Source organism: Pedobacter nototheniae (assembly GCF_004335085.1).
Taxonomy (GTDB): Bacteria; Bacteroidota; Bacteroidia; order Sphingobacteriales; family Sphingobacteriaceae; genus Pedobacter; species Pedobacter nototheniae.
In genome coordinates this window covers 208,617-222,500 of the sequence record NZ_RQRS01000004.1, presented here as the reverse complement: position 1 = coordinate 222,500, position 13,884 = coordinate 208,617, and the positions used below count along the sequence as shown (strand labels likewise).

Genomic DNA, 13,884 nt, shown 5'->3' with positions numbered 1-13,884 from the left:
CACAAATTCTGAATTCATAAACTAAAACCAACAAATGTTTTATGCAAACAACAATTGAAACCAAGGACGATTTCTTTAGCAGTAAAGTACTGGGCCACCCTGCGGGCTTATTCGTACTTTTCTTTACGGAAATGTGGGAAAGATTTTCGTACTATGGTATGCGTGCCTTACTGGTATTGTTTTTAACTTCATCACTTTTAGGTGATAACCCAGGCTGGGGATGGCCAAGAGAGCACGCCCTTGCTATTTATGGTTCTTATACTTCACTGGCTTACCTAACACCAATTTTAGGTGGTTATATTGCAGATAGATTAATTGGTTACCGTTGGGCAGTTATTCTTGGAGCATTTTTAATGACATTGGGCCATCTGTCGATGGCTTTTGAGTTTAATCCAATTTTTATGTACTTGGGCTTATGCCTTTTAGTAGTTGGTAATGGATTTTTTAAGCCTAACATGACATCTATTTTATCTCACATGTACAAAAAACATCCGGAGAAAAAAGATGGTGCTTACACTATATTTTACATGGGTGTAAACTCTGGTGCATTTTTAGGAATGTTACTTTGTGGTTATATCGGCGAAAATCCTAACTGGGGCTGGAGCTACGGCTTTGGTTTAGCAGGTATTTTTATGTTTGTAGGGATGCTTCAATTTTATTTCACTAAAAACATATTCGGTTCTATTGGTTTAAAACCTGTTAAAAACGAAAAAATTGTTGATGAAGACGAAGATCCTGCCGAAGCAAAGAAAAACCCATTCTCAATTTTTGATATTGTACTTATTATATTAATCTCAGTTATTGGATTAGTATGGATCATAAACGATCCGGTTTCTAAAATTACAGGAAGCAATATTTTCAATTTCTCCGTTGGAAGCTTAAAAGGTGATAATTTTGCCATCATTGTAGCACTTTCCTTATTTATTTTTATCCTGATTAAAAGGATTGCTCAATACACACCGAAACTTAGAGATAAAATGATTGTAGTAATTGTACTGGCATTCATCACAATTTTCTTTTGGGCATCGTTTGAGCAAGCTGGTGGTTCCATGACCATTTTTGCTAAAGATTATACGGCTAGATTATTAGAAGGTAACGCAAAGATTATTTTTAATGTTGCAAATACCTTAATTACCGTTATTCCATTAGCAATTATCTCTTATGTATTGTTAAAATTGTTTAAACAAACCTTTGCTAAGTTTGCAATAGGTAACATCATTTTAGCGCTTGGTTTTGCTATTATTTGGGGTATTGTAATTTATATGCTTAAAAACCAATACAGCGATGTTAAGGCAGAAGTGCCTGCAACGTGGTTTGGTGTATTAAACTCGCTATTTATTATTTCTTGTGCACCTATTGTTTCAAAACTTTGGGAAAGTAAATACAACCCAACAGCAACCGTTAAAAATGGTTTCGGTATGATTTTATTGGGTATTGGCTTCGCTGCCTTAGCTTATGGTTCAAGTTCAATTCCTTCAGGTGCAAAAGTTGCTTCCGTAAGTATGATTTGGCTTATTTTGGCCTATTTCTTCCATACCATGGGCGAGTTATTTATTTCTCCAGTAGGTTTATCTTATGTAAGTAAACTGGTTCCTGGTCGTATGATCGGTATTATGTTCGGTATCTGGTACTTAGCTATCGCCATTGGAAATAAAATTGCGGGTACAATGGGTGGTATGATTGATAAAATTACTGCACAATATTCAATGTCTACCTTCTTCCTAATTTTCACATTAATTCCTATTGGTTTGGGTTTATTCATTATGATGCTTACCCCAATTATTAAACGGTTAATGCACGGCGTAAAATAATGAGTACAATGGAAAAAGCAATTTCAATAGAAGAAATTCAGAATTTCGAAGGTAAATACCCTAAACAGCTTTGGTATTTATCTTTAGTAGAAATGTGGGAACGTTTCTGTTTTTATGGCATGCGTGGTGTTTTGGCCTTTTTTATGGTGGATCAATTACACCTTTCAGATCAAAAATCAAACCTGCAATATGGCGCTATACAAGCTTTTGTTTATGCTTTCACTTTTATTGGTGGTATTTTTGCAGACAAAGTTTTAGGATTCAGAAAATCACTTTTTTGGGGTGGTTCCTTGATGATTATCGGAAACTTAATTCTTGCCTTTTCTCCACACGATTTGTTCTACATCGGTATTACCTTATCCATTATTGGTACAGGTTTTTTCAAACCCAATATTTCATCTATGGTTGGTGAGTTGTACCATGAAAAGGATAATCGTAGAGATGCTGGTTATGGCTTATTTTATGCTGGTATTAATGTTGGTGGCTTTGCTGGTGGCGCACTTTGTATTTATTTGGGAAAATATTATTCATGGAATTTATGCTTTCTTTCTGCAGCTGCTGTAATGGCATTTGGATTAGGAACATTTATTTTTACTAAAAAATACTTAGGCCCAATTGGTAGCTCTCCCCTCCTTCACCTAAAAAAAACAACGCAAAAATTTTCGGAATTTGCAGTATACATAGGCTCACTATTATGTATTCCATTGATTTACATCATGGTAAGAAACACAGCATACACAGACTATTTTATGTATACTATCGGTGTTTTTGCCTTGATTTATTTCTTAATAGAAACCTTCAGAATTAAAGATGCAAAAGCTCGTTATAAACTTTTAGCTGCATTTGTATTTATCTTTTGCTATTTTATTTTTATGGCCATTTCTGAGCAAAGCGGAGGTTCACTTTCATTATTTGCAAAAGATAATTTGGATCATAAAGTACTTTTTCTAAATATTGATCCTAATGTGGTTAACAATAGCGTAAATTCATTTTTCGTAATTGTTTTTAGTCCTATTGTAGGTATACTTTGGTTAGGCATGTACAAACGTAAAATAGAGCCAAATACTGTTGTTAAATTTGGCTTAGGATTTATATTACTTGCTGCGAGTTTTTATGTTTTTTATGCAACACGATTCTTCGCTAATGCGCAAGGAATTAGCTCATTAAATATTTTTACTTTTGCTTATTTATTGTTAACGCTGGGCGAATTATGTATTGGTCCAATCGGTATGTCAATCATTACCAAATTATCTCCAAAAAGAATGTTTGGAATGATGATGGGCCTTTGGTTCCTTTTTAGTGCATTCGGACAATTAGCTGCTGGCAAACTTGGTGCTGAAATGTCGAGCATTGAAAATGCATCTTTAACAACAAAATTAATGGCTTATACGGAAGGTTATAAATCTTTAGCTGTATATTCTTTAATCGCAGGTTTAGCATTAATTATCTTCTCTCAATTAGTTAAAAAACTAATGGGCGAAGTTAGATAAGTAATTTTAACAACATTTAACCCGTATCAACAATGTTTGATACGGGTTTTTTCATATTTAATATTTACTTTCGCCCCTTTAAAACTTTATTCAATTAACAAGTGTCAGATAGTTTAGTCATCATTCCAACTTATAACGAAAAGGAAAATATAGAAAAGATTATCCGTAAGGTATTTTCTTTAACACAACCTTTTCATGTTTTAATTATTGATGACGGTTCTCCGGATGGAACTGCTGAAATTGTTAAATCACTACAAGCAGAATATTCAGGGCATTTGTTTATTGAAGAACGTGCTGGCAAACAAGGTTTAGGCACTGCTTATATCTACGGATTTAACTGGGCTTTACAAAAAAACTATCCATACGTTTTCGAAATGGACGCCGATTTCTCTCATAATCCTGATGATTTGGTTCGTTTACGTGAGGCGTGTGTAAACGGTGCTGATGTAGCTATTGGCTCAAGGTATGTAAAGGGAGTAAATGTTGTAAACTGGCCCATGGGCAGAGTTTTAATGTCATATTTTGCCTCCATGTATGTTCGTTTAATTACCAGAATAAACATTCAGGATGCTACTGCAGGTTTTAAATGTTACCGCCGAATTGTTTTGGAAACCATTCCTTTAAATAAAATTAAGTTTGTAGGTTATGCCTTCCAAATTGAAATGAAGTTTACGGCAATTAAGTATGGTTTTAAAGTTGTAGAGGTTCCAATTATTTTTACGGATAGAACTGAAGGAACTTCTAAAATGAGTACTAGAATATTTCGAGAAGCTTTTTTAGGCGTAATTCAAATGAAGGTTAATAGCTGGTTTAGAAATTACAAAAGATAATTAACTGATTAGCTTAAACGATAGTAAAACTCCTGAATAAGGAAAATAGCTTAATTCAATTTGTTTTCCAATTAATTCTTCATAGTTCTTTTTCAATTTATAATCTTGGTGGTAAAATAGTTGCCCATAAGAATTGTAAATGTCGAATTTATTTATTTTCGGAAAATTTTCTGGTACAGACTCTTCTTCAAGTGTAATTTCAATAGTTTTAAGTCTGGTTTTGTAAGCAATTGTTTGATTTACCGCAATTACTTTACCTATTCTAGTTATTTTTACCCCCTCTTTTAAATCCTTTGAAATACTCTTTTGACCACCAAAGACATAAACACCTAAAAAAACAAGTAGCATTAGAATGCTGCACCCATAAAATACTTCTATTGGTGCTTTAAATACCCATGTAAATAATCCAAAAAATATTAGGTTAAGCAATATAATACTGAGATAAGAGCTTACTCCCTTTTTTTCTAGTTTTAAAATCTCTTCAGGGCTTATCTCTTCAACTTTTATCATATAATTTTCCCTTTACTCTCCCTTATCATTGTGCTAAAATCTTGTTGCTTATCAATTGCATTTACCGTCATTACAATACGCTTAGTTCTTGTAACTTCCGTTTTAGCCTGATTGATCCAGTTGATGTAATAGTTTTGGTGAGATTTTGCTTGTTTTAAAAAGTTCGCCATCAAGTGTTCCTCTTCCGACAAACAGATTTCCAGGTCTTCAGGCATTTCTATTTTAAAATTTTTATCTTCTTCTAAATAAAGTTCTACTGTTGCACCGGCTTCTTTTTTAAGCTTTTTCCTGATTTCACTTTTCAAAGCTATTATAAAATCACCCTCTCCCATCGGTACAGTAGCCATACCAGAAACTTCCAATTGATCGATCTTACCTTTTACTCTAAAACTTACTTTACAATTTGCTTTTATTTGATTTGCTATAGCTGAGGGGATAAAAACATAACTCCACCCCGTTTTTTCACCCATCTGTTCAAACCGTTCTATTTCTACTTTAAGGTAAATCATATTTAAATATAAAAATTTACAGATTCAAATTATAGTGCGTGTTTCTCCCCCCTCCATAAGAAATTAAGACATTAAGAGTTTCTAACTCCTTTAAGTCTCTTGTTGCAGTAGCTTTTGATGCTCCCGTAATTGAAATGTATTTCTGAGCAGTCATCCCACCTTCAAATCCTTCCAATCCAGCATCAAACATTTTATTTACAGCCTTAACCTGACGAGCATTTAGTTTTCCTTTAAATTCATCGAAAAATTTGGCCTTTTTTAATGTAAAACTCACTAAATCTTTGGTATTCTTTTGAGCTTTTAATGATATATCTGCGAAATATTTTAGCCAATTTGAAATTTCATTACTTTTTTGAGCCTTTTTTAAAGCTGAGTAATAAGCATTTTTATCCGCTTCTATCGCTACTGACAAACTAATTAATACCGGAATGCCCAAAGTTTGGGATAATGCTTTTTCAGCTATTGCTCTGCCAATTCTACCATTACCATCCTCAAAAGGATGAATGCTTTCAAAATATAAATGCGCTATACCTGCTCTCATTATTGGATTAGCAATTTCATTTATTGCACCAGATGCGGTTTCGTTAAACCACTTAATAAACTTTTTCATTTCCGAAGGCACACTTTTAGATGGAGGTGCTTCAAAATGAACTTCTATTTTGTCAGTTCTACCAGATACTACTTGCATAGGCTCACTGCCCTTTCTCCATGTACCTACATTTATAGAATTATTAGTTGAAAACAATAATTTATGCCACTCAAATAGTTTTTCATTTGTTAGTTTTCCTTTAAATGTATTATGAACATTAACCATTAAGCTAGAGATTCCATTGGCTCTTTTATCCCTAACAGCCAGGGGAGTTTTATTTAATTTTAAATTATTTTTTAATGAAGACATTATATCTTCTCGACTAAAGTATTCTCCTTCAATTTCTGAAGTTTTAATTGCTTCTACAAGCATTAGTTCTAATCGGGTTTCTTGCTGAATGTTTTCAGACAGTGTTTTTACCAAGCCGTTTACTTCTCCAATTTGCAAGATAAATTCAGTCAGTTGTTGATCTAACTCTTTTAATGAATAACTAAATTCTGGCCAATCTGCTAGTTCCCAATTATACTTCATGAGCCGAATATAATCATTATTCGGCTCAAAAACAAGCTAATTATGAGCCGAATAAATAGATTATTCGGCTCATAATTAGCTTGCAACAGGATTCATATGAATGGGTAATTTCGCAAATTTTAGCACTTCAATGCTTGGAAAGCCGAAATCTTCAACTATTTTTCCTAAAATTAAATAACATCCTTTACCTTTAAAGGGATAAACTGGAGTATTATTTGGAAAATGTGTGGTATCGAAAAAATCACCGTTAGCATCTAAAAAAGTTCCGAACCACATTTTAGTTTTTTTAATGGTGTGAACAGTTTTTTCACAAACATAATTACCAACCATTCTAACCGTTTCGCCTACCCTCTTATTCATTTCGCATGCCATTACCTCACCACGGTAATTAGTTTTTAAAAAGTTGAACATTTTGTAATTAAGCGGAAAACCCAAAAGTTCTAATTCGGTGTATGCATTTTCCAATGCAGAATCTTCTAGTGATGGTAATTGGTAAGTTTTATATTTTAACTTAAATAACTCGGCATGATCAAATTTCTTTTGTTTAAAGCCTAGGTAGTTATGAATATCCCAAAGCAATGTTTTTCTATCTTTACCTGTAAAACGTAAAGCACCCAAACGGATTAAAATAATTGCTTGTTCTAGTGTAATGGATGTTCGTTGTACAAAATCTTCCAAATCTATATATAATCCATTCTGTTTGCGTTCATTCACAATGCGGTTTAAAAATTTATCTTCTAAACCTTGTATCCGGATAAAGCCTAAATAAACATCGTTTCCATTAATATTCACTACATCATCGCTATTATTTACGCAAGGTAAATGTACATTTGCCCCTGTTTTTTGCAATTCGTGTACATAAACCCATCTACTGTAAAAACCGCCATAATTATTAATTACAGCTACCATAAATTCTTTAGGATAATAGGTTTTAAGGAACAAACTTTGATAGCTTTCTACTGCAAAAGATGCCGAATGCGCTTTAGAAAAACTGTAACCAGCAAAAGAAGATATTTGTCGCCACACTTCAGCAATTAACTCTTCGGCATGCCCTTGTTTACGAGCAGAAAGGAAGAATTTATTAACCAGTTCATCAAAAGCCAGTTTAGAGCGGTATTTGCCACTCATGGCTTTACGTAAGATATCCGAATCTGCTAAGTTCAGACCTGCAAAATAATGGCAAACCTTAATTACATCTTCCTGATAAACCATTACACCATAGGTTTCTTTTAGCTGTTCTTCCATTTCCTTACACAAATACACAACTTTATCGGGTGCATGGTAGCGCTCAATATAAGCCTTCATCATACCCGAACTGGCCACCCCAGGTCTAATGATGGAGCTTGCGGCAACAAGCGTTAAATAATTATCACATTTAAGTTTTTTAAGCAATTGTCGCATTGCGGGCGATTCGATATAAAAACAACCAATGGGCTGCCCCTCTTTAAGTATTCCATTTAGCTTGGCATCTTGTTTAAAGGTTTTAAAATCGTGAATATCAATTTCTTTTCCCTGATTGGCTTTTATTAAGTCTACAGCTTCACGAATATGTCCAATACCCCGCTGACTTAGAATATCAAATTTTTCATAGCCAATTTGTTCTGCTTCATACATATCCCATTGTACAGTTGCAAAGCCTTTTGGGGGCATATCCAAAGCTGTATAATAAGTGATGGGTTCATGAGAAATTAAAATACCACCAGCATGAATTGAACGTTGGTTTGGCATATCTTTCATATAACTATGTACGGCTAACAGCTTTTGATAGGTTGGATTTTTCTGATTTTCTTTTTCCCTTGCTGGATCAGTAAAACTATCAATCTCTTCTTTTGATAAACCTAATACTTTACCAATTTCGCGAATAATTGCCCGATCTTTAAAAGTGCTCATTGTGCCTAAAAAAGCAACATGACCTTTTGGATACTTTTTAAAGATGTATTTCTGCATGGTTTCTCGTTCATCCCAAGAAAAATCTATATCAAAATCTGGCGGACTAGTTCTTTTTTCATGCAGAAAACGTTCAAAATATAAATCGAGTTCAATGGGGTCTACATCTGTAATTCTTAAGCAGTAAGCCACTAAACTATTGGCACCAGAACCACGGCCAACATGGTAAAACTTGCATCTACCTATGGCGTATCTCACAATATCGAAAGTGATTAAAAAATAGGCACAATAATTTTTAAACTCAATAATTCGGAGTTCTTTTTCAAGCCGTGCCTTAGCTATTTCATTATGTTCGCCATATCTATATTTTAAACCAATAAGTGCAATTCTTCTCAGCAACAGTTGATCGTGCCTTAAACTTTTTGTATATGTTTCTCGGTTTTTTGATTTCGGTTGAGGACCGGATTCAAAATAACTACTCAAATCGCAACTATCTAAAAGTTTCTGTGTATTGGCAACCATGAAGGGATATTGCTCAAATTGCTCAATTAGCTTGCTTTCGGGAATTAAACATTCATCTTTTTCACATTTATCGTTCTCCAATACTTTACTTAAAAGTGTATTTAAATCTATAGCTCTGAGGTATTCGTGCAAACGGTAGGTAACTTTATTTGCAACCGTAACTGGATGCCACACCAACATTTTATGCTGCTGTTTTAGTATCTGATGTTTATATAAAAAATTTAACTGGTTGCTTCTGATTCCTACAAACTCATTTTCTTTTAAATCTTTTGCGAAAAGTTTATGAAAGGGATAAACAATGTAAACATTTTCAAACTTGGGTGGCACATCAGGTAAAGGAATATTGCTAATATTATGCTGACTTAAAAATTCATTAAGCTCTCGCATACCTTCTTTATTTTTAGCAATGCCCACATAAAGCAACCGATTTTGGTTTCTAAACTCTATACCTGCTATAGGTTTTAACTGATATGGAATATTACCACTTTGGGTTTCATTTTTGTCTTTAGCAATAGATTGACGATAACATTCTCGGATAAACTCTACAGCCCCGGTAGAATTGTTTATATCGGTAAGCACCATTTGATGAATATCCAACTGACGGGCTAATTTAATTAGCTGATCAATATTTAGTGTACCATATTTAAGACTATATGAGGAATGGACATTTAAAAACATAGTTTAAATTAATCATAGGATTTTGTACCAATTATGCCTTTTTCATTCATAAAACTTCTCATTCTTGATCGCTTATAACTTTCGGCTTTTTCTTCTTCTGTTTCTTCAACAACCTTCTTTTTACGGGGATTATATTTAATTACTTTATTATTCTTATCACGTTGTGGTTGGGTTACAATACAGGCTTTAACTACGGCATCATCTCCATAATGATTACGCACTTTATCCATTGCTTGATATAAATTGTATTCTTCTTCGCCAATATCATAAAGTCCAATTTGCTCGTAACCACTAACTAAATGCGAAAGTTTTACGCCTATCAATCGCAACAGCATTCGTTTAGAATAAAGTTTATCGAACAGATCATGTGCTTTTTTAATCAAAAAAGAATCCAATGAGGTATAAGGAATACGTTCTTGGCGGGTAACGGTTTCAAAATTGGTATACCTGATGGTTACGGTAATACAAGCGGTAAGTTTGCATTGATTTCGCAACTGGAAGGTTAATCCGGTTACCATTCCTGTAATAATAGCCTTTAACTTGGCAATATCCATTGTATCGCTTTCAAAAGTTGCCTGTGTGCCGATTGATTTTCGCTCGCGATAAGGCACAACAGGCGCTAAATCAATACCATTGGCTTTTTGCCATAAGCTTAGTCCGTGTTGTCCAAGTATTTTAAACATAAGCTCCTGCGGGATTTGCGTAAGGGTTTCAATTTGCCTTACGCCCATCTCGCTGAGCTTTTTATAGGTAGCATGTCCAATTCCAGGAATTTTATGAACGGATAAGGGATTTAAAAAAGGCTGAACTTCATTAAAAACAACCTCCAGTTCTCCTGCTGGTTTAGATTCGTTTGTAGCAATTTTAGCTACGGTTTTATTTACAGATAAGCCGAAAGAAATGGGTAATCCGCTTTCCTTAATAATGGTTTGTCGTAATTCGGAAGCAAATTTCATACAGCCGAAAAACTTATCCATTCCAGTCATATCAATATAATGTTCATCGATACTTGCTTTTTCAAACAAAGGCACCCGCTGCGAAATAATCTCAGTAATTTCATGAGAAGCCTTGGAATATTCGTCCATATTTCCTTTTACAAAAATAGCTTGCGGACAAAGTATTTTTGCTGTACGTGCTGGCATAGCAGAATGAATACCAAATTTACGGGCTTCGTAACTACAGGAGGCCACTACTCCACGTTCAGAACTACCACCAATAATAACGGGTTTACCTGCCAGTTTAGAATTCTTTTTAATTTCTACAGAAACGAAAAAAGCATCCTGATCCATATGAATAATATGTTTGTCTTTCTGCGTATTCATTTTGAAATTTATGCTTTGTTTAACAAAACAAAAATACTAATTTATTTAGTAAAAAATTCATCTATAAAAATTATTTTATCCACATTTTACTAATATATTTAGTTAAACATAAACCAAAAATGCCCGGATAAATCCGGGCATTTGACTAAAAAATTAAAGTTATATTGTACGCTTATCTGCTATTGTTTAACAATTTTAAATTCAGTTCTTCTATTTAACTGATGTTCTACATCGGTACATTCTACACCATTTGCACAACGGTTTAAAAGTTGTGTTTCGCCATACCCTTTTGCGGTAATTCGGTTTTTATCTATCCCTCTTGATATAATATACTGAACGGCTGATTCGGCTCTTTTTTGAGATAAAGTAAGGTTATAACTATCCTTACCACGGCTATCGGTGTGTGAACCTAACTCGATCCAAATGGTTGGATTTTCAGTCATAATTTTAACAAGCTTATCCAATTCTACTGCTGCATCGGCACGGATATTCCATTTATCAAAATCGTAGTAAATGTTTTCTAAACGGATGGCTTTGTTAATTTCTACCGGTTCTAAATATAAATCTTGCGTAAGAATACTTGAAGTGGTTAATCCAATGGTTGCAAGGTTTTCAGAATCTGATCTGTAATTGGTTTTCTCACCGATTACATTGTATTCTGTTTCTTTACTTAAGTTGAATTTAAAACCGCCATTATCATCTGTTTCAACTTTTAAGCTACCGCCATTTACTTTTTGCAAAGTTACAATTGCATTTGCTAAAGGCTGACTGGTTTTCTTATCATAAACACGACCGGTTAATTTAAATGCTAAAATGGCTTTTTGATCGAGGCTATAAATATCATCATTTCCTAAACCGCCATCGCGATTGGATGACAGGTAAACGATCCCACCTTTATCATTCAGGCTGAAGCCGAAATCATCTTGTGGCGAATTAAATGGATAGCCCATATTTTCGACCTGACCTATACCTGTTGCATTGCGTAAAGCACGATAAACATCTAAACCACCCATACCAATGCGGCCATCGCTTGAAAAGTAAAAATTATTATTGGCATCAAAAACAGGACTTCGTTCGTTGCCTTCAGTATTTACATCGGCAAGATTTTCTGGTTTACCCCAATCGCCAGCATCAGTTTTTAAACACACATAAAGATCGGTACCGCCTTTACCGCCGGGCATATTGGAAGCAAAATATAAACTTTGTCCGTTTGAGGAAATAAAAGGATCGCCTACCGAATATTGGCTTACATTATTATATGGAAAAGAAACAGGTTCTGTCCAGGTTCCATTTGCATCTTTTGTGCTGCTATAAATTTCTACATTAATGGTGCTTGGCTTATTTTTCACCTTTTCCAAATGCTCTGGAATACGTGTTAAAGTAAAATACATGGTGTTCCCATCGGCTGTAAAACTTGCAGCACCCACATGGTAATTGGTACCGGTATTTATTGGAAACAGCTTAATGCTATCAGTTGCTGTAGGTTTTATGTACAGTTTCAAATAACCATTCCCTGTCCATCCGTAAATCTTTTTATCAGGAAGTTTTGCGCCATCAAACTTTAAAAAAGGTTTACCTTCATTTGTTTCAAGGCCGGTGTTAGTTCTGTCGGAAGTAAAAACTACACCTCCCTGATAAGTTACGGCGCCCCAATCTGACTGAGCACTATTTAAAGCTTTTTGATTAATTATTTCTAATTGTTTAGGATTTTTCATCCATTTCAGGGCAGAATCACATGAAGAAACCCAGATGCTTTGTTGTTTTTCTGAAACCTTTTTATTCAGATCGATATAATTAAGGTACTGAACTTTTGCTTCGCTATACTTTGAATTGCTTTGAAGTGCCTTTGCATAGTTAAGTGTATTTTCTACAGCACTTCCTGGCATTTTTACGGCAATGGCATACCAACTTTCTGCCTGTTTATAATTATTAATAAAACTGTAGGCATTGGCAAGGCGTTCTGCAGCGTGAAGTGTTTCTTTCTTTTTATAAGCTTGCTCGTATAAATCTATTGCTTTGCTATAGTTAAAAAGGTCGTACTGTTTATCTGCTTCTTTGATTACAAATTGAGCCTTTGCAGAAAAACTTAATCCACCTAAACAATAAGCGGAAAAGCATAAACCAAGTAAAATTTTCTTCATTATATTGATATATTATCTTGAACTAAAATAGTTATTATCCTTAAAATACCCTTGGGGTTGCCATTCTAACATTAGGTTTTATGAATGAAAAGGCAATTGATATTTCATGCGTTCCACCACTATAACCTTGCAGCGGACCGATTGAAAAATCGTAGCCGTAGCCGATTCTAATCTTTTCTGAGGGGAAAAACTGAATAGCTGCAACGGCTGAATTTCTTTGACTAAGGTCTTTTTGGAGATAACTTTTATCGTATAATTTTACACCTGTGCGGTAAGATCCTCCAATCCATAGCACATCTTTTATCATTAAAAAGGCATTTACATCTAAACTTGTTGGGCCACCTCTATCATCTTTTAAAAGGAATGAAGGTTTAACCTGAAAATCTTCGTTTAAAGGGAATAAAGCGCCTGCTGTTAAGTAATAATGAGGTTTAGGTTGAGGAATAAAAGCATAACGGTCGATTTTTACATATTGTGAGATCAAATTATCGGCAGAAAAGCCAGCATAAAAACGATCATCGGCGTAGTAAATACCGGCACGGGCATCGGGCACAATTGTACTCTGTATGCCCACAGGCTGATTAGGTTCTGGATCATTTGTATTTAACATAGAACCATCAATACCTAGTTGCACCATGCCAACGCCTAAACCAAGTGCTAAACGAGAGCTGCCATCATCATTCATTCTAATGCGATAAGCATAATTACCATAAATGCTTAAATTGGTTTGGGCACCAAGTTTATCACTAGAAACCTGCAAGGCTAAACCAACGTTACCATTATTTGCAATGGCATCTACCGCGAGCGACATACTGCGTGGTGCGCCGCTAATACCCGTCCACTGGCTACGGTAAAAGCTATGCACATTTAGCACTTCTTTATAGCCTGCATATGCTGGGTTAATGTAAATCCCGTTAAACATGTACTGACTATACTGTGCATCTTGCTGAGCGGAAACTGGCTTAACAAATAACAGAAATAAGCCTGTTAGTATCCATATTAATTTTTTCATCTTCTTAATATCTTTAAAGGAAACCAGGCAAAAATACCCGATTTCCTTTAGC

The 13,884-nt window shown here is 34.6% G+C and carries 10 protein-coding genes; 3 read left to right on the top strand and 7 right to left on the bottom strand.

Going from position 1 to position 13,884, the window contains the following annotated elements; genetic code table 11:
- Window positions 1-41: 41 nt before the first annotated feature.
- The 3 genes from EHC72_RS05735 to EHC72_RS05725 all read left to right on the top strand — a co-directional run bounded on the left by EHC72_RS05735 (window position 42) and on the right by EHC72_RS05725 (window position 4,131).
- On the top strand, window positions 42-1,811 hold the full coding sequence (locus EHC72_RS05735; protein WP_131536714.1) for a peptide MFS transporter: 1,770 nt from the start codon (window positions 42-44) through the stop codon (window positions 1,809-1,811).
- An 8-nt stretch (window positions 1,812-1,819) separates the two neighbouring features.
- Entirely contained in the window at window positions 1,820-3,301 is a 1,482-nt protein-coding gene (locus EHC72_RS05730) for a peptide MFS transporter (protein WP_131536713.1), read from the top strand.
- A gap of 101 nt (window positions 3,302-3,402) precedes the next feature.
- Window positions 3,403-4,131 carry a polyprenol monophosphomannose synthase gene (locus EHC72_RS05725; protein ID WP_131536712.1) on the top strand — a complete coding sequence of 243 codons (729 nt, stop codon included), beginning with the start codon at window positions 3,403-3,405 and terminating at the stop codon, window positions 4,129-4,131.
- Here EHC72_RS05725 and EHC72_RS05720 read toward each other — a convergent pair whose 3' ends face one another.
- From EHC72_RS05720 to EHC72_RS05690, 7 genes are all read right to left on the bottom strand, one after another.
- Window positions 4,132-4,641, bottom strand: a complete 510-nt coding sequence (locus EHC72_RS05720; RefSeq protein WP_131536711.1) for a hypothetical protein — start codon at window positions 4,639-4,641, stop codon at window positions 4,132-4,134.
- On the bottom strand, window positions 4,638-5,150 hold the full coding sequence (locus EHC72_RS05715) for a YdeI/OmpD-associated family protein (RefSeq protein WP_131536710.1): 513 nt from the start codon (window positions 5,148-5,150) through the stop codon (window positions 4,638-4,640). Before EHC72_RS05715 ends, EHC72_RS05720 begins: the two co-directional genes overlap by 4 nt.
- A gap of 16 nt (window positions 5,151-5,166) precedes the next feature.
- Entirely contained in the window at window positions 5,167-6,270 is a 1,104-nt protein-coding gene (locus EHC72_RS05710) for a Fic family protein (protein WP_131536709.1), read from the bottom strand.
- A gap of 75 nt (window positions 6,271-6,345) precedes the next feature.
- Entirely contained in the window at window positions 6,346-9,357 is a 3,012-nt protein-coding gene (dnaE, locus tag EHC72_RS05705) for a DNA polymerase III subunit alpha (RefSeq protein ID WP_131536708.1), read from the bottom strand.
- Between the two features lie 8 nt (window positions 9,358-9,365).
- Window positions 9,366-10,679, bottom strand: coding sequence for a DNA polymerase IV (gene dinB / locus EHC72_RS05700; RefSeq protein WP_131536707.1), 1,314 nt, complete (start codon window positions 10,677-10,679; stop codon window positions 9,366-9,368).
- Window positions 10,680-10,858: 179 nt separating this feature from the next.
- Window positions 10,859-12,820, bottom strand: a complete 1,962-nt coding sequence (locus EHC72_RS05695; RefSeq protein WP_131536706.1) for an OmpA family protein — start codon at window positions 12,818-12,820, stop codon at window positions 10,859-10,861.
- A gap of 40 nt (window positions 12,821-12,860) precedes the next feature.
- Window positions 12,861-13,832 (bottom strand): PorP/SprF family type IX secretion system membrane protein, encoded by a 972-nt coding sequence (locus EHC72_RS05690; protein WP_131536705.1) that lies wholly within the window; start codon window positions 13,830-13,832, stop codon window positions 12,861-12,863.
- Window positions 13,833-13,884: the final 52 nt, after the last annotated feature.

Excerpts from the sequence above, each read along its gene's own strand:
- dinB (WP_131536707.1), bottom strand. The coding sequence starts at position 10,679 with ATGAATACGCAGAAAGACAAACATATTATTCATATGGATCAGGATGCT.
- dnaE (WP_131536708.1), bottom strand. The coding sequence starts at position 9,357 with ATGTTTTTAAATGTCCATTCCTCATATAGTCTTAAATATGGTACACTA.
- EHC72_RS05720 (WP_131536711.1), bottom strand. The coding sequence starts at position 4,641 with ATGATAAAAGTTGAAGAGATAAGCCCTGAAGAGATTTTAAAACTAGAA.
- EHC72_RS05710 (WP_131536709.1), bottom strand. The coding sequence starts at position 6,270 with ATGAAGTATAATTGGGAACTAGCAGATTGGCCAGAATTTAGTTATTCA.
- EHC72_RS05690 (WP_131536705.1), bottom strand. The coding sequence starts at position 13,832 with ATGAAAAAATTAATATGGATACTAACAGGCTTATTTCTGTTATTTGTT.
- EHC72_RS05730 (WP_131536713.1), top strand. The coding sequence starts at position 1,820 with ATGGAAAAAGCAATTTCAATAGAAGAAATTCAGAATTTCGAAGGTAAA.
- EHC72_RS05715 (WP_131536710.1), bottom strand. The coding sequence starts at position 5,150 with ATGATTTACCTTAAAGTAGAAATAGAACGGTTTGAACAGATGGGTGAA.
- EHC72_RS05695 (WP_131536706.1), bottom strand. The coding sequence starts at position 12,820 with ATGAAGAAAATTTTACTTGGTTTATGCTTTTCCGCTTATTGTTTAGGT.
- EHC72_RS05735 (WP_131536714.1), top strand. The coding sequence starts at position 42 with ATGCAAACAACAATTGAAACCAAGGACGATTTCTTTAGCAGTAAAGTA.